This is a genomic window from Furfurilactobacillus sp. WILCCON 0119, from assembly GCF_053471565.1.
Genome location: NZ_JBPCCV010000003.1, coordinates 191,488 through 209,353 on the forward strand (window position 1 = coordinate 191,488; position 17,866 = coordinate 209,353).

20 protein-coding genes are annotated in these 17,866 nt (G+C 47.7%); 5 read left to right on the plus strand and 15 right to left on the minus strand.

All coding sequences use genetic code 11. From position 1 onward, the window contains the following. Window positions 1-232: 232 nt before the first annotated feature. Genes ACRYI5_RS06435 through ACRYI5_RS06455 form a run of 5 tightly spaced genes read right to left on the minus strand, consistent with a single transcriptional unit; the run spans window position 233 to window position 3,508 of the window. Window positions 233-1,210 (minus strand): linear amide C-N hydrolase, encoded by a 978-nt coding sequence (locus ACRYI5_RS06435; protein WP_448224686.1) that lies wholly within the window; start codon window positions 1,208-1,210, stop codon window positions 233-235. Window positions 1,211-1,222: 12 nt separating this feature from the next. Beyond that, on the minus strand, window positions 1,223-1,846 hold the full coding sequence (locus ACRYI5_RS06440; RefSeq protein WP_448224687.1) for a TMEM175 family protein: 624 nt from the start codon (window positions 1,844-1,846) through the stop codon (window positions 1,223-1,225). Continuing rightward, on the minus strand, window positions 1,843-2,307 hold the full coding sequence (locus tag ACRYI5_RS06445; RefSeq protein ID WP_407881505.1) for a MerR family transcriptional regulator: 465 nt from the start codon (window positions 2,305-2,307) through the stop codon (window positions 1,843-1,845). Before ACRYI5_RS06445 ends, ACRYI5_RS06440 begins: the two co-directional genes overlap by 4 nt. Window positions 2,308-2,342: 35 nt before the next feature. Continuing rightward, window positions 2,343-2,828 carry a GNAT family N-acetyltransferase gene (locus ACRYI5_RS06450; protein WP_448224688.1) on the minus strand — a complete coding sequence of 162 codons (486 nt, stop codon included), beginning with the start codon at window positions 2,826-2,828 and terminating at the stop codon, window positions 2,343-2,345. A 23-nt stretch (window positions 2,829-2,851) separates the two neighbouring features. Next, a complete protein-coding gene (locus tag ACRYI5_RS06455; RefSeq protein WP_448224689.1) occupies window positions 2,852-3,508 on the minus strand; it encodes a histidine phosphatase family protein in 657 nt (218 codons plus the stop codon). A gap of 247 nt (window positions 3,509-3,755) precedes the next feature. On the opposite strand from ACRYI5_RS06455, the gene ACRYI5_RS06460 reads away from it, so the two are divergent. Further along, a complete protein-coding gene (locus ACRYI5_RS06460) occupies window positions 3,756-5,843 on the plus strand; it encodes an LTA synthase family protein (protein WP_448224690.1) in 2,088 nt (695 codons plus the stop codon). Between the two features lie 70 nt (window positions 5,844-5,913). Here the strand turns inward: ACRYI5_RS06460 and lepB are convergent, their stop codons facing one another. Beyond that, window positions 5,914-6,531 carry a signal peptidase I gene (gene lepB / locus ACRYI5_RS06465; protein WP_448224691.1) on the minus strand — a complete coding sequence of 206 codons (618 nt, stop codon included), beginning with the start codon at window positions 6,529-6,531 and terminating at the stop codon, window positions 5,914-5,916. A gap of 260 nt (window positions 6,532-6,791) precedes the next feature. Here lepB and ACRYI5_RS06470 point away from each other — a divergent pair, with 260 nt between their 5' ends. Then, the gene (locus ACRYI5_RS06470; RefSeq protein ID WP_448224692.1) at window positions 6,792-7,349 is read left to right on the plus strand and encodes a hypothetical protein; all 558 of its coding nucleotides are present in this window, start codon (window positions 6,792-6,794) and stop codon (window positions 7,347-7,349) included. A gap of 71 nt (window positions 7,350-7,420) precedes the next feature. Here ACRYI5_RS06470 and ACRYI5_RS06475 read toward each other — a convergent pair whose 3' ends face one another. The 6 genes from ACRYI5_RS06475 to ACRYI5_RS06500 all read right to left on the minus strand — a co-directional run bounded on the left by ACRYI5_RS06475 (window position 7,421) and on the right by ACRYI5_RS06500 (window position 12,448). After that, window positions 7,421-7,645: a hypothetical protein gene (locus ACRYI5_RS06475; RefSeq protein WP_407881515.1), complete on the minus strand. Its 225-nt coding sequence runs from the start codon at window positions 7,643-7,645 to the stop codon at window positions 7,421-7,423. Between the two features lie 3 nt (window positions 7,646-7,648). Then, window positions 7,649-8,653: an NAD(P)/FAD-dependent oxidoreductase gene (locus tag ACRYI5_RS06480; RefSeq protein WP_448224693.1), complete on the minus strand. Its 1,005-nt coding sequence runs from the start codon at window positions 8,651-8,653 to the stop codon at window positions 7,649-7,651. 227 nt (window positions 8,654-8,880) lie between these two features. Then, a complete protein-coding gene (locus tag ACRYI5_RS06485; RefSeq protein WP_407880039.1) occupies window positions 8,881-9,024 on the minus strand; it encodes a hypothetical protein in 144 nt (47 codons plus the stop codon). Between the two features lie 109 nt (window positions 9,025-9,133). Beyond that, entirely contained in the window at window positions 9,134-9,661 is a 528-nt protein-coding gene (locus ACRYI5_RS06490) for a GNAT family N-acetyltransferase (protein WP_448224694.1), read from the minus strand. Window positions 9,662-9,808: 147 nt separating this feature from the next. After that, window positions 9,809-11,830, minus strand: a complete 2,022-nt coding sequence (locus ACRYI5_RS06495; RefSeq protein ID WP_448224695.1) for a heavy metal translocating P-type ATPase — start codon at window positions 11,828-11,830, stop codon at window positions 9,809-9,811. 147 nt (window positions 11,831-11,977) lie between these two features. Then, the gene (locus ACRYI5_RS06500) at window positions 11,978-12,448 is read right to left on the minus strand and encodes a CopY/TcrY family copper transport repressor (RefSeq protein ID WP_448224696.1); all 471 of its coding nucleotides are present in this window, start codon (window positions 12,446-12,448) and stop codon (window positions 11,978-11,980) included. 204 nt (window positions 12,449-12,652) lie between these two features. Between ACRYI5_RS06500 and ACRYI5_RS06505 the strand changes: the two genes are divergently transcribed. Both ACRYI5_RS06505 and ACRYI5_RS06510 read left to right on the plus strand, forming a co-directional pair. Continuing rightward, complete coding sequence (locus tag ACRYI5_RS06505) at window positions 12,653-13,864, plus strand: aminotransferase-like domain-containing protein (RefSeq protein WP_448224697.1); 1,212 nt, start codon at window positions 12,653-12,655, stop codon at window positions 13,862-13,864. Between the two features lie 83 nt (window positions 13,865-13,947). Beyond that, window positions 13,948-14,607: a metal-dependent transcriptional regulator gene (locus ACRYI5_RS06510; RefSeq protein WP_448224698.1), complete on the plus strand. Its 660-nt coding sequence runs from the start codon at window positions 13,948-13,950 to the stop codon at window positions 14,605-14,607. 87 nt (window positions 14,608-14,694) lie between these two features. Here ACRYI5_RS06510 and ACRYI5_RS06515 read toward each other — a convergent pair whose 3' ends face one another. The 3 genes from ACRYI5_RS06515 to ACRYI5_RS06525 all read right to left on the minus strand — a co-directional run bounded on the left by ACRYI5_RS06515 (window position 14,695) and on the right by ACRYI5_RS06525 (window position 16,454). Continuing rightward, on the minus strand, window positions 14,695-15,279 hold the full coding sequence (locus ACRYI5_RS06515; RefSeq protein ID WP_448224699.1) for a cadmium resistance transporter: 585 nt from the start codon (window positions 15,277-15,279) through the stop codon (window positions 14,695-14,697). Next, window positions 15,276-15,851 carry a hypothetical protein gene (locus tag ACRYI5_RS06520; RefSeq protein ID WP_448224700.1) on the minus strand — a complete coding sequence of 192 codons (576 nt, stop codon included), beginning with the start codon at window positions 15,849-15,851 and terminating at the stop codon, window positions 15,276-15,278. Before ACRYI5_RS06520 ends, ACRYI5_RS06515 begins: the two co-directional genes overlap by 4 nt. 93 nt (window positions 15,852-15,944) lie before the next feature. Continuing rightward, window positions 15,945-16,454 carry a MarR family winged helix-turn-helix transcriptional regulator gene (locus ACRYI5_RS06525; protein WP_407880025.1) on the minus strand — a complete coding sequence of 170 codons (510 nt, stop codon included), beginning with the start codon at window positions 16,452-16,454 and terminating at the stop codon, window positions 15,945-15,947. A gap of 297 nt (window positions 16,455-16,751) precedes the next feature. On the opposite strand from ACRYI5_RS06525, the gene ACRYI5_RS06530 reads away from it, so the two are divergent. Continuing rightward, on the plus strand, window positions 16,752-17,723 hold the full coding sequence (locus ACRYI5_RS06530; RefSeq protein WP_448224701.1) for a nucleoside hydrolase: 972 nt from the start codon (window positions 16,752-16,754) through the stop codon (window positions 17,721-17,723). Window positions 17,724-17,866 lie beyond the last annotated feature (143 nt).

Genomic DNA, 17,866 nt, shown 5'->3' on the forward strand with positions numbered 1-17,866 from the left:
TTGTCATTAGGCCCAGCGTTTGTTCCAGTTCGCTTTCGAATCCATTCTGTTACCGCAAAGACCATTTAGTTCAAATATAGCACGTTCCACAACAGATGCCACCACTATTATTAAACCGCGGTGGCTTCAATAAGTAATCGTTTTCAGTATTCACAGGCAAGTAGCTAATAATGACCACAAAAAAATGGTTCACCGCCCCAACAATTCTGTCAGCGAGTGAACCATTTTTTAATTAATTTAACGACATTACCGTTAATTCATCCGCGACCGGATAAAAAACGGGAGTCGTCCATGAGAGCATTTCCGTCGTTAACTGTAGCTTAACGAGTGCCCCCCGATGGTAGGGTTCAAAATACAGTGTCCGACTCTCACACACGGCCGCCGCCCGGTACACCGAATACGTTTGTTGATGATCCGTATTCTTTGGAACGGCCACACCATCTAGCAACCGCCAACTGCTGACAATCGCTGCCGCTTCGTCAGCTGGTTGATCCGCCCGTTCCTTGAAGTATGCCGCCCGAATAAACCGGGATGATGGACTGTATGAACCCGGTGGAATGGCTTTCCCAGATAAGTTTCCCGTCGTCACCTTCGGGGTGTTCAGTGGGACCGTGCCCGCCAAGAAATCAGGCGTAAACGTCACGTACTGGCCCAACCGGTCTAGCTCACGCTCAAAGTTTGGAACGTTCGTCAAAATTCCCAGTGGATCAGCCACCACACGCATCGGGATCGTCGTTGGTTCAATGGCCACCATCTTCCCCGTCCGGTCCGCCACCGCAAAGTGCAGCTCTGGCCGACCGTAATCACGATTACTGTACGTTGCCGCCATTAATTGAACGTCCGCCAGATGGTCAATCACTTCATCAACTGAACGAAACTGCCCAAGTAACCAGAACACAAATTCATACGGGGCTAACTGCACCCGATCATCGCGACGTGAGACAGCAAGTTCCGCCCCGTTTGCAAACGTCAGCTTTTGTGCCGTCAGTCCCCATTCGTTAACGCCATCCGAAAGGTCGATTCTGTGACCATCCTGAAAGGCACTGCCCACCATCGCATAACGATTGGTGTGTGTTTGACCATCAAAATCGCTTTCCCATTGATAATTTCTTGGAATAAACGCTGGTTGGTTAGCCAGCACCGGCCAGTCCATGGTGCGCGACAGCACATGGGTCCCGTCACACGCAATTTGAAAAATACTTGTACACATCGTTTTCTCCGTTTACGCGGCATTACGCCGACGAATCCGACTTAAATGAAGGTAGGCAATGAAGTGGAAAATAATGCCCGCCAGCAAGAGCAACCCGCCAACCCAAATGTTCCACATTGAACTTATAATGGCTAATCCATACAAAATCATCGACCAGATTGGATCACGTTTGATCCGAAAGTTCAGGACAAAGTGATCTCGATCAAGGAGCTCCTGGTGCCCCGCCAAATAGTAGTACATCAGATAATAAACTGCGGAGATCATGAACGCTACCGCAGAATAAATCATGAAGGCCACCCGAATGTCCGCCTCATTTCGTCCGGCGAGCGCAGTGGCGACAAGGCTCATTGGATAATCCAACAGCGTCACGCTAAACATGGACAACAGGTTGATGAGGTTCATATTACGATCGATTGCCTTCAACATGACAAAATAATCATGATGAAAAAGCCACAACGTGCCGACGTAAAAATACGAAACAATGTACGCTAAAAATTCCGGCCACTGTTCAACAATCGCTTGGGCAAGGTGTCCCTGGTGATAATTGGGGACGTGAAACTCTAACACTAAAATTGTAATTAAAATGGCAAAAACGCCATCACTAAACGCTTCTAACCGCGTTTTTGAAATCATCATTTACTTGTCCCACCTGTCTCATCACGAACTTCATAATGAATCGTGTGGTCTTCACTGTACGCAAACAGTCGTTTTGTATGCGCCTGATCAAAGTACCCAAGGTCCAACACGTGGTGACCATTCTCCGTCACCATGCCATGGTAGGCATCCAGCAAGAAATTACGAATGCCCTTTGCTTCGTTCATTAGGACCTCCGTGCGCTCAACGGAAGCTGCCAGCGTGTAGCCCTCATCCAGCATCAGCTTGATGCCTGATGCCTTTAAAAATGCATCATACCCATATTCGCGGGCCGCCTTTTCATCGATTCGTTCTTTTGATTGTAAGTACCCTTTTGATTCCCAATAACGGAGCTGTCTGGTTGACGTCCCCGTCATCTTGCTCAACTCACCGATTCCAAAGATCAGGTTTGCCGTGCTGAAAATCTTCCCGTTACTCATGCTTCGTAAACTTGGTTGTGCCATAACTTTACCGCCTTCACACTGATCCTGACATCCGGTTAACTTTCTGGATCAAATTCCAACAGCATTTTCCGGTGCCAAATATTTGCCTTCAAGAATGGTTGTCCATAGGCTTCGAAGGACTGCTTCGCATAAAAGCTCACGGCTGTTTCCTGAGCCTCTAAATAAATGGATTTGTAGCCATCCGCCTTGGCATCTTCAATAATCTGGTTCAATAACTCAATCGCGTAACCACGGTGTCTTGCCCAGTCGATGGTGGCAACCCGTTGAATTTGAAGAATATTCCGATCCAAACGTTTCGTCCGCGCCGTTACGACTGGTGCCTCGTGGTTATACCCCACGTAGTGAACGGCATGCACGTCCTCACCGTCTAGTTCCAACTCCTTATCAATTCCTTGTTCATCCACAAAGACTGCTAAGCGAACGGCCACAGCGTCGTTATACACTTGCCCGGCGTCCCCTTTTTGGGTCTTAATGACCAACTGTTTGTCCCGCTTCTTTTTACCCCAATGCAATAAACTCATTCACTCTGCCTACCTTTACCGTTTTATTCGTTGTAACCCATCACTTGAATCTGTTTATCATCCATTGATAACCGCGTGATACTCCCGTTTTTGGGGCGCACACTAAGATCAAATTTTCCGTTACCAAAGCGTTCCATCAAACTTAATAGTGTGTTGCCGTGACTAATCACCAACACATTATCACCGTCAGCTAAATCTGCATTGTGTCGGATCAATTCGAAACCTTGATCCACCCGGTGCCAGTACTCTTCATTATTTTCAGCATCGTGAAACGGATCAGCAGCCTTCATCATGTCCTTTGCAGTCGCAATGGAATGCTCAGCCACAATTTCCTTAAAGCTGGTCAACCCATGCGGACGGCCAACCTGATCCCAAACGTAATTCATGTTGTCCCCTTCAAACGACCCGTAAAACTGTTCCCTAAAAAATGGGCTGCTTTGCGCATGAGTCACGTTTGTCACGTGGTTTGCCGCCAAAATCGTTGCGGCCGTCTGCTGGGCGCGGGTGGTATCTGAACAGTAGGCTGCCGCAAAAGACACATTAGCCAGCCGTTGTCCGGCAGTGGCGGCATCCGCCAAGCCCTTTTGGGTCAGCGGTGAATTACTCCACCCCTGCAATTTATTGTAAATATTAAAGTATGTTTGTCCGTGACGCACTAAATAAAGGTTAACTGCTGCCATCTGAACCACTCCTTTTTTACATGAACGACATTTTTCTCGTTGCTGATTGCTAATCATCCTAAAAACGATGGTTACCGTTCCTTTTATTATACACGACACGACCCCCGCATTTAGTCTTTAAGACCGGTTAAAGTTTATGTAAGGTGACTTTTTACATAGTTCATCGTATCAAAGCATCGTGGTACACTAGGTCATATGCTTTTAGCCTTATTACTGTTACATTCATTATGAAAAGGAACGGAGCTTCATGCGTAAGTTGCAATCAAAATTGAATACCAGAATTGGTCTCTTCTGGCTACTTGTGTTCGTTTTTTGGGCCAAAACAATGTTGGCCTACACAATGGATTTCCATCTAAGTGTTGGTGATCCGTTGGCAGGGTTCGTCATGATCATCAATCCCATTGGGACCAGTTTGCTGCTCTTCGGCCTTGCTTTTTATGCGCGTCGAGCACGCTTCTTTTACCCAATTCTGGGTGTTACCTATGTGTTAAACACACTATTGTTATACCTCAACGTCATTTACTTCCGTGAGTTTACGGACTTTATGACCGTTTCCACCATGACCGGGTACGATAAGGTCAACCAGGGGCTCTCCGGGAGTTCGTTGGCGCTCACAATGCCGCACGACGTCTTCTTCTGGGCAGACCTAGTCGTCTTAGTCTTGCTATACCTTTTCCGCTGGTTGAAGTTCGATAAACTCGCTCTTCCCAAGAAGACTGGCTTTGCGATGACTTCATTTGCGCTTATGTTTATCATGGCAAACTTGGCCCTCGGTGAAGTGGATCGTTCACAGCTCATGACCAGAACGTTTGACCGGACCTACGTGGTTAAGTACCTGGGCCTCGACTTTTTCACCGCCTTCGATGGCGCCAGCGCATGGCATACCTCAGCGATGCGCGCTGCGGCCACAAAGTCAGAGCTCAAAACGGTCACGGACTTCACTCAGTCACACTATGCGGCCCCAAATAGTTCCATGTATGGTGCCGCCAAGGGGCGCAATGTGATTGTGATCCACTTGGAGAGTTTCCAACAGTTTTCAATTGATCGAAAGGTCAACGGGAAAGAAGTTACGCCGTTTTTAAACAGCATTTACCATTCAAAGGATACCTACGCCTTTGATAACTTCTTCCACCAGGTCGGCCAAGGGAAGACCTCCGATGCTGAAAACATGCTTGAAACAAGCACCTACGGCTTACCGCAGGGTTCCCTGTTCGCTCAGCTTGGCTCTGACGAAACATTCCAAGCCGCACCGGCCATTTTGGAGCAATCACCAGAACATTACACAACGGCGGTGTTCCACGGAAACGTCCCAAGTTTCTGGAACCGGAACAACGTTTATCCAAACCTTGGTTATCAGTATTTCTTTGCTCAGGAATACTACAATACCAGCGGCAGTCGTTCCATGGGTTATGGGTTAAAGGACAAGTTACTGTTTGATGATTCCGTTAAGTACCTTCAACACTTACAACAACCGTTCTACGTGAAGTATTTGACCGTTACGAACCACTTCCCGTTTGACCTTGATAAGGAAGATCAGGATCCTGATTTCAAAACTACTGATACTGATAGCTCCGTGGTTAACAACTACTTTGTCACGGAACATTACCTTGATCAATCCGTAGAAGAATTGTTTAACTTCTTAAAATCCTCCGGGTTGTACAACAACTCAATGATCGTGATCTACGGAGACCACTACGGCATTTCTAACTCTGAAAACAAGAGTTTAGCCAGTGTCCTTGGCAAGAATCCCGATGATTGGTCCAGCTTTGATAACGCCCAGCTTCAACGGGTGCCCTTCATGGTCCACATTCCGGGCAATGGTCACGGAAAAATTGAACACCAGTACGGCGGCGAGATTGACGTTGAACCAACCATCATGCACCTGCTCGGTGTCGGCACCAAACAGTACGTTCAGTTTGGGACAGACCTGTTCTCAAAGGACCACGATCAGGTCGTTGCCTTCCGGAATCAAGACTTTATCACACCAAAGTACACCTCGATTTCTGGAACCATTTACGACAACAACACCGGAAAACAGGCTGATTTAACGGACGCCCAGAAAAAGAAGGTCGAAGCTGATCAAGCTAAAGTGTCGAAGGAACTGAGCCTCTCTGATTCGTTAAACCAGAAAAACCTCCTACGCTTCTATGATCCAACCGGCTTTACCGCCGTTGATCCAAGCAAATACAAGTACACAAAGGGGCTCCAGCAAGCCGAAAAGATTGAACAAGACCGTGGCATTGGGAGCACATCGCTCTTTAGTCAAAACGGCAATAAATCAATTGAAGACTTGTATCATACCAACGCCCCCGAAGTAAACAGTAAGGGCCAGTAAACTGAATCTATGGCTCAAGCGCGCCAAATTAAAACGGCTGACTTCCCAATGGGAAATCAGCCGTTTTTGCTTACTTGAAACTATTAATTTCAGTATGATGTGCGGCCCACGGGTACGCCTTAACGACCCCGACAACCTTGCTCTTTGGCACAAAGCCGTAGTACCGACTGTCATTTGAAACAGACCGGTGATCCCCTAGAACAAAGTACATGTTCTTTGGAACCTTCGTGGCACCAATATTCTTGGTCCAATTTTCGTCATAGCTCAAACTGCTCAGCGTAAAGCCTTTGTAGTTTGATCCTGAATGAGGAAGCGGTCCTAATGTCCCGGATAACTGTTCACTCTTACTGATGTAAGACTGATCTGCCAGCTTTCCGTTAATGTAGAGCTTTCCGTCGGCATGATAACTAATCGTATCGCCTGGTAAGCCGATGACCCGCTTAACGTACTTGATGCTATGATCCGTTGCTTGTGGATCAACGCCGTACGCATTAAAAACGATCACACTGTTGTGCTTGATCTTGGACTGCTTAAACGCCCACACTTTTTCATTGTTCTGTAAATTTGGTTCCATCGATGGTCCATCAACGCGAACATGCGCGACGAAGAGCCACTGAACAAGGACCGCTAATAAAACCCCAATGATGATTGGCCAAATCCAACCCATTACTTTTTTGATGTTAGACACATCCTCTCAATTGTCTCATGCCGGTAGTGCAAGTTTCGCGTCACCCCAAAACCGTCATTACTAACATTATACTAACTTTTTTGGGTAAACGGGTAGTTGAAAGGTGTCGCAATAACAATCTTTTATCTTTTTTCACCTAAATGACTCATTTAGTTAAGTAAATGAAGCACCAGCCTTAATCATTGCGTGATCAAACCGCCCTCGGTATACTGAGGGCGCTTTTAAAATCACTTGTCCACAATTGAAAGGAAGCTAACACGATGACTGAACGTTTTGAAGCAGACATTACCCCCTTAAACGCCGAGAAGATTGGAACTGCTGCCCATGGCAAGGCAACGTTTACCGTTGAAGATGATACGCTCACCATTGCCATCACCATGGATGACACCCCCGCTAACACACAGCACTGGGAGCATTTCCACGGGTTTGAAGATGGCCAAGATGCCGCCGTTGCAACCCAGGCACAAGACGTTAATGGTGACGGGTACGTTGATTTGATTGAAACAGGTGTTGTTTCAGGAACCACAATGGTCCCCTTCAACGACGCCCCCGAAACGATGAACATTCCGACGGATACATACCCCGTTTCAGACGCTCACGGTCACTTTGATTACGTTCAAAAAGTTCCGTTAGCCGCCATCAATCAGCAGTTTAGCGACGTTTTCAAGGATCAAACATTGGCTCTCGACAAACGGGTCGTTTACATCCACGGTGTTCCTGACACACTAGCACTGCCTGCCTCTGTGGCCGGTGCTGTTGGTGACTACGACGCCCACGTTACCCTCCCCATCGCGGTTGGTAAGATTCGCCGCGTTTAATCCTGCATGACACAAAACACCTCCATGTGTGCAAAAGCCACATGGAGGTGTTTTTTTGTTACCATACTAACTTATTTTTGACGCCGTAGCGCTTGAATTCGGACACCATCACGGCCCAATTCAAAGCAACTCCACAGGAAGATGGCGGCAGACACCCACATGTGCCAGTCGCCAGTCCCACCCTTTTGGTACAACATCACAGTATTGTATCCTGTCCAAATTAACAATGCAATCCATAGAATCATGACAAAGATCAAACTTGTCATTTGTGATTTTTGACTTGGTTGTTGACGCATGACTTAGCCCTCCTGTTTTGGCAAATGAACTGATGTGCTGTGTACTGGTCCGCGATGTTGCGGATTGGCTGCAAATGCCGCCGCATGGACGGCCGTGGCTGCTTCTCCAAAGCCTGTCGCAATCAGGGCCACTTTTCCTTCATAATTAGCTGTGTCACCAGCCGCATAAACACCGTCTACACTGGTCTTCATACTGGAATCAACCGCCACTTGCTGCCGGTGTTGATCAAACTGAAGCGTCCAGTTTTCAAACACACTATGGTCCGACACAAAGCCAAAGTTGACGACTAAGTCATCCACGGTCAATTCCCGGTGATTGTCTGTTTTCATTTCCTTCAAGTCCACGGTGACCCGGTCATTAGCGGTGGCCGTTAAGGCTTGCGCCAAGTATGGCGTGACCTGTTCAACGCTAGATTCCGCCAATTTTGTCACGTTGTGTGGCAACGCCCGAAATTCATTCCGCCGGTGCATGAGGTACACCTGGCTGGCCACCGGTTCAAGCATCAGGGCAATGTCGATCGCGGCATCCCCACCTCCGGCAACCATCACGGAATGCCCCCGAAAATGATCAAGCTTTGGCATAAAGTACCACAAGTTTTTATTTTCAAACGTCGCCGCGTTTTCCACTGCTAATGGCCGTGGTGTAAACGCACCGTTCCCCGTTGTAATCAAGACCGTCTTGCTGTGGGTCACGCCTTGGTCTGTCGTTACCGTAAAATCGCCCAGCTGGCCACTAACGTTCGTCACGGTCGTGCCCGTCTTGATGTCCACTGGAAACTCAGTTAACTGCTGACGCAACTTGCTGATTAATTGTTCCCCCGTAACACCGGAAAAACCAGCCACATCAAGAATTTGCTTTTCTGGGTATAGTGCGGCAATTTGTCCCCCAACGGCTGGCATACTCTCGATAACCTGCGTATGCAGTTCCTGTAATCCCGCATAAAAGGCGGCAAACATCCCCACTGGGCCACCACCAATGATGGTTAAATCGTACATTTCTTCGCTCATTATTTTTACTCCGTCTAAAATGATCTTAATGTTGGTCATTGTACCCGATTCTGTCGTTTACGCAACCGGTTAACTCATGTTGCCACCATGACATTGAGTATACAGCATTCCATCACCTGATGGGCGACCACGTTCATTTCAAAAAAAGACAGCGACCGCGGGTTAATCCCACAGTCGCTGTCTTTTTAATTTGGTTCACTTACCTATGTAAGCCACCAACAAATTGTCTAGTTTTCACCAGACAATTTCTTTGCATCTGCATCGATCGTTGCAAATCCAGAAACCTTTGATGCAGGTTGGGGATTCTTAGCACGGTCTTCTTCAGCTTTTTCGATCAAAGCCTTCCGTTCTTCCTTACTCAATTTAGCCATGATTATCGCCTCTTTTAAGATGGAAAAAAAGCGGGCAGTCTCGAGCTACTGACTTCACCAAACCACTCGTTAGTTTTATTGTAGCGCTTTTGGCGTCATTTGGTAACCATTATGCTATCGGCACCGATAAATCGCGTTCGTAATGCCGCTCTAGCAACCCACGCGTGGACGGAAATGCTGTGAACCCAGCTGCCTCAAACAGTGTCTGAGCCAAGGTGTTTTGTAACGGAACATCCGCCGTTAACATGGTCAATCCCAGTTCTTCACGTGAAAACGCCAGCGTGTGCAGTAACACCTCACGACTGATCACTTGTTGATCTTCGTTTGCCACTACCTCAATGCTGATCGTTGCTTGTGACTGCTCGGTTTTAAAATCCGTCAACATGACCGTGCCAAGGTAGGTCTGTGTCCGCTGATCACCAATTCCCCACACTAGGGCTTGATTGCTCATGACGCGGCTCATCATCTGGTTAACGTAGGTTGCCGTCTCTGTTAGCGTCTCATCGACGGTCCGCCCGCTTAACGAAGCGACCGTCATATCATGACGCAATGCAAAGACATCTTTCACCTTATACGTTGTCAGCCAGTCCAACACATAGTGTGCGGTCATGATGGGATGATACTTTTCAAAAATCATTCTCCGTTCCTCCCCGTGCGTTCTTCACCAAAGTTTACTCGGTTTCCATAAACCTTGCGACCCTCAATTTACAAATTAGCTCAATGCTAACAAAAATGGCGGTTCCCATTTTGAGAACCGCCATTTTTACTCGTCATTCACTTTTGATTACCCGTTTTTGACGGATAACGTCATTGCGTTAATGGCGACGATCACCGTACTCAGTGACATCAAGATGGCACCCACCATTGGATCTAATAAGAACCCAATTGGGGCCAAGATGCCGGCCGCCAGCGGAATGGCAAACAGGTTATACCCAGCGCCCCACCACAAGTTTTCGGTCATCTTTCTCGTTGTCTTCCGGGCGAGATCCAGAAATTCAATCACATCATTGGGGTCACTACGAACCAGCACAACATCCGCTGAATCCATCGCAACATCCGTTCCGGAGCCGATGGCGATACCGATGTCTGCCCGGGCCAAACTTGGCGCATCGTTCACACCATCACCAATCATCATTACCGCACCATCTTGTTGATACTTACGAACCAGCGTTTCCTTGTCCTGCGGTAATAGCTGCGCGTGAACTTCCGTAATGCCCAATTGTTCCGCAACCACCTGCGCTGTTTGTTCGTTATCACCCGTTAACATCACAGGGGTAATGTGTTGTTGCTTCAACGCTGTGACCATTTGCTTTGCATCGGCCTTAATTTCATCACCTTGAGCAACGTATCCCGTTAACGTGCCATCCGTTAACAAATAACTAACGGAGTTACCTGCACTGGCCAGCTCATCAAACTGCTTTTGATCTAGCGCATACCCTCGTTCCGTCAGGTAATGGGCTGATACAATTTGGAGCTTATGACCAGCCACCATTCCTTGCACACCGGCACCCGTGATCTGACTAATATCTGTTGCTGAAACTGGGGTCACGTTTCGCGCTTTCGCAGCATTCTTAATGCCGACTGCTAATGGATGACTGGACCCATTTTCCAGCCCAGCTAATTGGGCTAACACTGTGTCTTCCGTAACGTCCGCTTGATAACTTCCCAGTGCATGCACTTCAAAATTACCTTCTGTCAGGGTCCCCGTTTTATCCATCAACGCATACTTCATGTCGTTGACCCGCTCCAATGCGTTCCGGTTCCGAATTAACAAACCATGACGGGCCGCAATGGATGTACTTCTTGAAACAACCAACGGAATGGCCAACCCCAGGGCATGAGGACAAGCAATAACCAGAACCGTCACGGCGACAGACAGGGCTAGCGGCAAATTACCAACAAGCAGCCAGACACCAAACGCCACGATGGCCACCGTTAGGGCTGCATAGAATAACGTTCCAGCTACCCGATCGGCCATGTTTTCTTGAGCCGATTTTGATGCCTGGGCGCTGTTCACAAGGTTCATAACTTGCGCTAAGTACCCAGAATCACCAGTCCCGGTGACGACCATTTCAAACGTCCCGTCACCATTCACTGAACCACCGATCACCGTTGCGTCGACCGTCTTTTCCACTCGTTTTGCTTCACCGGTCACCATGGCTTCATTGACACTCGTTGTCCCGCTGACCAATGTGCCGTCTGCCGGAACCTGTTCGCCTGCACGAACGGAAACGTGATCACCCTCGGCCAGATCGCTAATGGCGACGTCTTGCACATGACCATCAACCACCTTGTGAGCAACGTTGGGCAACAACTTGGCTAACGAATCAACCGCAGAACCCGCGTTCATCACGGCATTCATTTCAATCCGGTGTCCCAACAACATGATGTCGATCAGCGTTGCCAACTCCCAGAAAAAGTTTGTGACCATTGGTTGCGCGTGAAAGATGTTATTTGCGACCACCGCATACAAACTGTAAATGTAGGCGACAGAGATCCCCATTGTGATCAATGCCATCATGGCGGGTTTTCTTGCCTTTAGTTCAGCAAACCCACCAAAGAAAAACGGTGAGCCGCCGTAGAAAAACAAAACCGTTCCAATCAGCGCTGCCACCCAATCGGACCCAGGAAACGTCACCTGAAGGGGTAAGTGAACCCCCATCATTGGCGTTAACAAAATAATTGGAATCGTTAAAATCACGGAAACCCAAAACTTCCGTTTAAGATTGCCCATGTGCATCATGCCATCATCGGCCATCTCCATTGATCCATGATCCATCTCATGGTCCATCGACATATTGTTCATGATTGTGCCCCCTCAACGTGCTTTTTCGTTTACATTTGTAATCAACGACTAAAGCTTACATTTGTAATCGAAATTCGTCAAGTATTAAACGCGCTTCCCAATAAAAATGGCCACCCACATCATGGTGGTGGCCATTAACATTCAGTTTTAATCGTTATTAACTGCGGTGGGGGCACAAGCGTGTTCCCCATCGGTTAACTGGATCGGAACGCAGTTGCAGGGAACAACGGCTGGTGCGTCAATTGCTTTTTCAGCCAACACCTGTTGTAACTGAGCAATGTCCGTTCGACTAAGCGTCAGATCGTTAACTAAGGTTGCAAGCGTCGCCCCGGCCTTCATTTCGCAGAGATGACCAAACAACGCATGCGTTGCGGCGTTCATGGCGTCTTGTTCTGCAACTAATGGCGTGTAAACAAAGGCGTTTGCTTCCTTTGCCGTTGCCAGCGCCCCTTTTTTCACCAACCGTCCTAGGAGGGTCTTGCTTGTCGCGGCTTTCCAGCCCATTTTATCCGCTAAAATGGTGGTCACCTGATGGCTGGTCACCTGGCCAAGCGTCCAAACGACCCGCATTACTTCCCACTCTGCATCGCTAATCTCCAGTTTAACCGTTGCTTCCATCGTCACGCCGCCTCCTTGATTTAGTGTCGTCTTGGGTTTTAGTTTACACTTGTAATCAATTATTTTCAATTGTTTGCCCCTGCTTAAGCAATTTTCCTCACGTTACTTCGATAATGAAGATTTTTCATCATCATTATGAAAAAGTTGCGTTTTATTTTCCCAACCCCGCCCCCTATACTGGGGCATAACGAAAGGGGCCTTAACATGACAAAAACAATTTTTTCGGATCGCGTCAGTATCAGCAATGAAAACCGCCTTGGTCAACTATTCGCCAATGACCTTGGACAAAATGGCGTTTGCTTTTCCGCTGGGAACCCGAACCCTGCATTATTTCCCACCGTCACGATGAAACAAGCGTTTACCCAAGTCATCGATCACCACGGCGCCCACCTCTTTGAGTACCAAGCAGTCGACGGCCCTTTCCATTTACGTGAATTACTTGCCGATCGTGCCCAACAAACGGCGATAATTCCGGCCACCGCAGCAAATGTTTTACTCACCCAAGGTGGCCAACAAGCCATTGATCTTGTTGCTCGGCTGTTCCTAAACCCGGGTGATGAGCTCGCGGTCGAAGCGCCAACCTATGTGGGGGCGTTGGCCTCATTTGACCAATATGCGCCACGTTATCACGATGTTCCAATGACACGTGACGGCATGGACCTTGATGCCCTTGAAGCCACCCTAAAACAACATCCCAACATCAAACTTGTGTATACAGTTCCAGACTTTCATAACCCAACTGGAGTCACCATGCCGACCGAAAATCGGAAACGCCTAGTGGCACTAGCTGAGCACTATGATGTGTACATTGTCGAAGATACGCCTTATCGTGACCTCCGGTATACGGGGCATCAGCTTCCCGCCATTAAAGCTTTTGACACCCATGATCGTGTCATTTTCATTAGTAGTTTTTCAAAAATTTTGATGCCCGGGCTTCGGACTGGCTGGATTATCGCAGGGACCGGCATTATTCAAAAACTCCGGCAGTTAAAGGAAACCAGCGACCTTGAATCGCCAGCAATCATGCTTCAGGCCATCACAAACTACCTTGACCACGGTCTTTTAGATGAGCACATCGCAACGCTAATCCCTGTCTATCAGCAACGCCGTGACGCCATGATTGCCGCACTAACCCGGTTTATGCCGGAAACTGTCCATTACACAACCCCTGCTGGCGGGTTCTTTATCTGGTTAACCTGCCCAGATGATCTGGACACAACGGCGCTTCTAACGGAAATTTCAGCAACGGCCCACGTCAGTTTTGTTCCGGGCCAGGTCTTTTACGCCCACCAAAACGTGACCAATACCCTGCGCCTTAACTTTTCTGGTGTTACACCAGCAGAAATCACCAGCGGGATCAAACGCTTTGGTGAAGCCCTTACCCGCCAACTCACCCAATCGGTGCTTGACCAGTGATTTAGGTAACCGTCAGTTGTCTTTTCCACCTAAATGGACTATAAATGATGTAACACAAATTTTATAATGACAGGTGGAAAATAATGACCCCTATGAAGGAAGACTACCTAAAGATGATCTTTGAGTTAGGTGGCGTTTCTGGAAAAGTTTCAAACAAGCAGCTGTCGTTGAGTCTCAACATTGCAGCTGCTTCTGTGACAGAAATGATCAATAAATTGGTCGAAGAACGGCTAGTCGCTCATACGCCCTACGCTGGCATTTCACTCACAGAATCAGGTCGGGCCGCAGCAGAAGAATTGGTTCGTAAGCACCGGTTATGGGAGTGCTTCCTTTTCGAAAAGCTTGGCTATACACTCGCCACGGTTCACCAGGAAGCGGAACAATTGGAACACAGCTCCAGTGATCACATGATTGACGCCATGGATGATTTTTTGGACCATCCTGACCATTGTCCCCATGGTGGGGCCATTCCAGATCAAGCTGGCCACTACGTCGAAGGTAGTCGCTTAGCGTTAGCTGACGTGCCCGACAACATTGTGATCACGCTATCCCGTTTTGTTGATAATCACGACCTGTTGGAATACTTAGAAAGCTTGAACTTCGTGGTTGGCCAAACGTACACCGTTTCGGCTCACGCGCCTTTTGAAGGTCCAATCACCTTAACCACTGATGCAGGCGACCATGTTGACGTTAGTTTTAAAGCTGCCAACAATGTGTTCGTAACAACTCCTGAAGCAAAATAACGGGTGCCCATGTTCCCCAACCAAAACACCCCGTGTCCTTAGCGAACGATCTAAGGACGCGGGGTGTTTTATATTAATTTAATTAGGCTAGTGGATAAACCCGTGCCATAAAATGACGCTCCCGACCAGAATTAACAGGGCTGGCATCAGCCACGTGCTAAAGCGCTCCACAATTACAACGGCCACCTTCGTTTGTGCTAAGCGGCGGCCCAACCAGAGCCATGCGATGGTTAACATGAGAAAGATTGCAATTGTCATTGTCATGTCTGCCGCTGTTTGCTTCGCAAATAGTGGAATGTAGACACTCAGATTATCGCCACCATCCCCAACCGTCACACTCCATACTAACGGAACGGAAACAGCTCGAACCTTGGCCTGCTTCAATTCAGACGTCTCTGCCCACCCGTGACGTTCATGCCACAGATCGAGCACCCCAACCGCAATTGGAATGATCCCGAGAAGACTGATCCATGACGGGGCAAACTTCATCAGTCCAAAGCTTAAGAGCCAGCTTACGGCAATTAGCGTAACGATTCCTGACAGTTGCCCCCATACAACAGCACGCCACTGGCGTTTTGTTTTCGCTGACCCGGCAAACATAATTAACAACAAGAGATCGTCCATGTTGGTCGCTAAAAACGCTCCACCGGCTGTAATCATCACTCGGATCACTGATGGTGCCTCCGTTCTGCCCGCCGATCATTGCGATGAGCATGACGTTTGATGGTTGCGCGAAACCCTTCTGAACGGTGCATTAACGTTAATGTGTACGCTAGTCCTGAACCGGCCGTTAACGCCCACAGCACCCACCAACCACTCCCTTGGAGTCGCCGGATCGGAAACAACTCGTCAGTCACGCTTTGAAAGGCTTCGTTTGAAACCTCCTTCACGGTGAGGGCATGGTGTGCAAAAATAACTTCCATCCCTAACTGAATGATGAGCATGACAGCCCAGCCAGCAAGGTACAACCAGCCGCCTTTCACCTCAACGCGTGCTTCACCACTCGCACCGAGAAGGGGCCGGATGGTTGCGTAACGTCCCTGCAAGATCCCGATAATAATACCAAGACCAACCATTGCAACAGCAATCCAGACGTTAACCGCCGTGACCTTAAACGTTTGACTGAACATCACCAGCGCAAAAATGGGGAGCACCCAATATCGTAATCGTGTTGGACGTTCAAAAGCAAATTGTCCCTGAATAAAATAAAATAATACCAGTAAACTTAAAATCACCGTCCACATGAGACTGATCCTCACTTGTTGTTAATGGTGTTTATTATGCCACGTTTGGCGGAAACATTGCGATTCCCCAATCAGAACACCAAAAATTTCACACTAGCGTTCGTCTGAGGCAAGTGATGACTGGTTCCACGCTTCAAGCCGCCCATCCAAAATTACCGATAAATCGTCAAAACAGGCCTGCATCCGCATAACATCGTCGTAACTGACCTGCTGAAGTAATAATTCCGCAGTTAGCCGCGCCTCTTTGACCTGGTTTTCTTGTAACGCCCGCCCGGCCTCAGTAATGGAAAGATGCCGGCGCCGGCGATCATCCTTATCGATCTGAATCTCAATTAATCCCTGACTCAGTAAATCCCGGGTTCGTAATGAAACCGCCCCGGTACTTATGTGATTGAGCTCCGCCAACTGGTTAACGGACACATTTGGGTCTTCCGCTAGTTGATTGAGCATGCACAAACTTGCCCAGTTTGTGCCATATTTCATCGGCAGTGTTGTTAGGACCTTTTCAATAATTCGAAAGCTGCCCAAATACCCGCGCTGTAACAGTTCAACAACCTCATTGACGTTTAGTTCGGATGGTGCCTGCTTCTTTTCATCATTCATCTCTCACTACCCTAAATCCTCGGTGATTATTTGCCATTAAAAACTATAATACACATTATAATGAACTACAATTTTAATTATTATCCTTTTAAACAACCGCATGGTCAAGCCCTTTGACTAACTCGACCGATGTTTTATCACCAGTCTTCGGTCATCTAAGCATTATTTAATCTATTTAATTAACAATGACATGAGAAATTAGCCATTTCACTTGAGAAAGGGCTTACATTCGTCTATTATGAGGGAAGTAATCAGACAGTTTACAGCTTTTAATCTGACATTTGTGGGGGTTATAAAATGGCAACAAAGAAAATGATTCTGGATTTAGACACTGGGGTGGATGACGCACTCGCCATCGCCTATGCAGTTGCTTCACCAGAAGTTGATTTAATTGGGATCGTTTCATCATATGGTAACGTTTTGGTAGACAAGTCAGCGGAGAATTCGCTCAACTTGTTAGCCCTATTGGGTGCAACAGACGTTCCCGTTTTCCTAGGTGACGCACATTCCAGCACAACAGATCACTTTGACGTTATGGAAATCAGTCAAAAGATCCATGGGGTCAACGGGATTGGGGAAGTTGAAATTCCTGCAGCAAGTCGCCCAGTTGAAGCAAATTCAGGGATCGATTTCATCATCGATGCTGCACATGAATACGGCGATGATTTGATTTTGGTGCCAACCGGCCCACAAACAAACATTGATGCCGCAATTCAAAAGGATCCAACCATCGCTAACCTGATTGGTAACATGACCTTCATGGGTGGTGCCTTGACTGTTCCTGGTAACGTAACGGCCTTTACAGAAGCCAACATCAACCAGGACCCTGCAGCCGCTGACCGTGTCTTCCGCTCACCATTGCGCTCCACCATGGTTGGGTTAGACGTGACTCTGCGGACCCTTTTGACTAAGAAGGAAACGCAACAATGGCGTGATCTTGGAACGGTTGCCGGTGAAAAATTTGCTGACATTACCGACTACTACATTGACGCTTACTACGATTTAGACATTGATAAAAATGGTTGTGCCATTCACGACCCATTGGCTGTTGGAATCTCAATCGATTCAAGCTACGCTAAGTTGATTGATTTAAACATGAAGGTCACTCATGATGACCCTGCTAACCCTGCTGATATTGGTCGGACCATTGGTGATTCAGCTCGACTGAATGACCCAACGACTAACATGAAGGTTGCAGTTGATGTTGATAAGGATCGTTACCTTGCCCATTTCATGGACTTGTTGACCAACTTATTTGCCCAACATTAATCATTCATATTCTGCTCAATTTGGAGCGACCGTTTCCTAACAAATCAGGAAGCGGTCGCTTTTTATGCGGATTCATGACGTAATCCTAAATGATTGCGTCGTTTAGTCGCCGTCACGATTTTTCCACCTGGGTCAATTAAAAA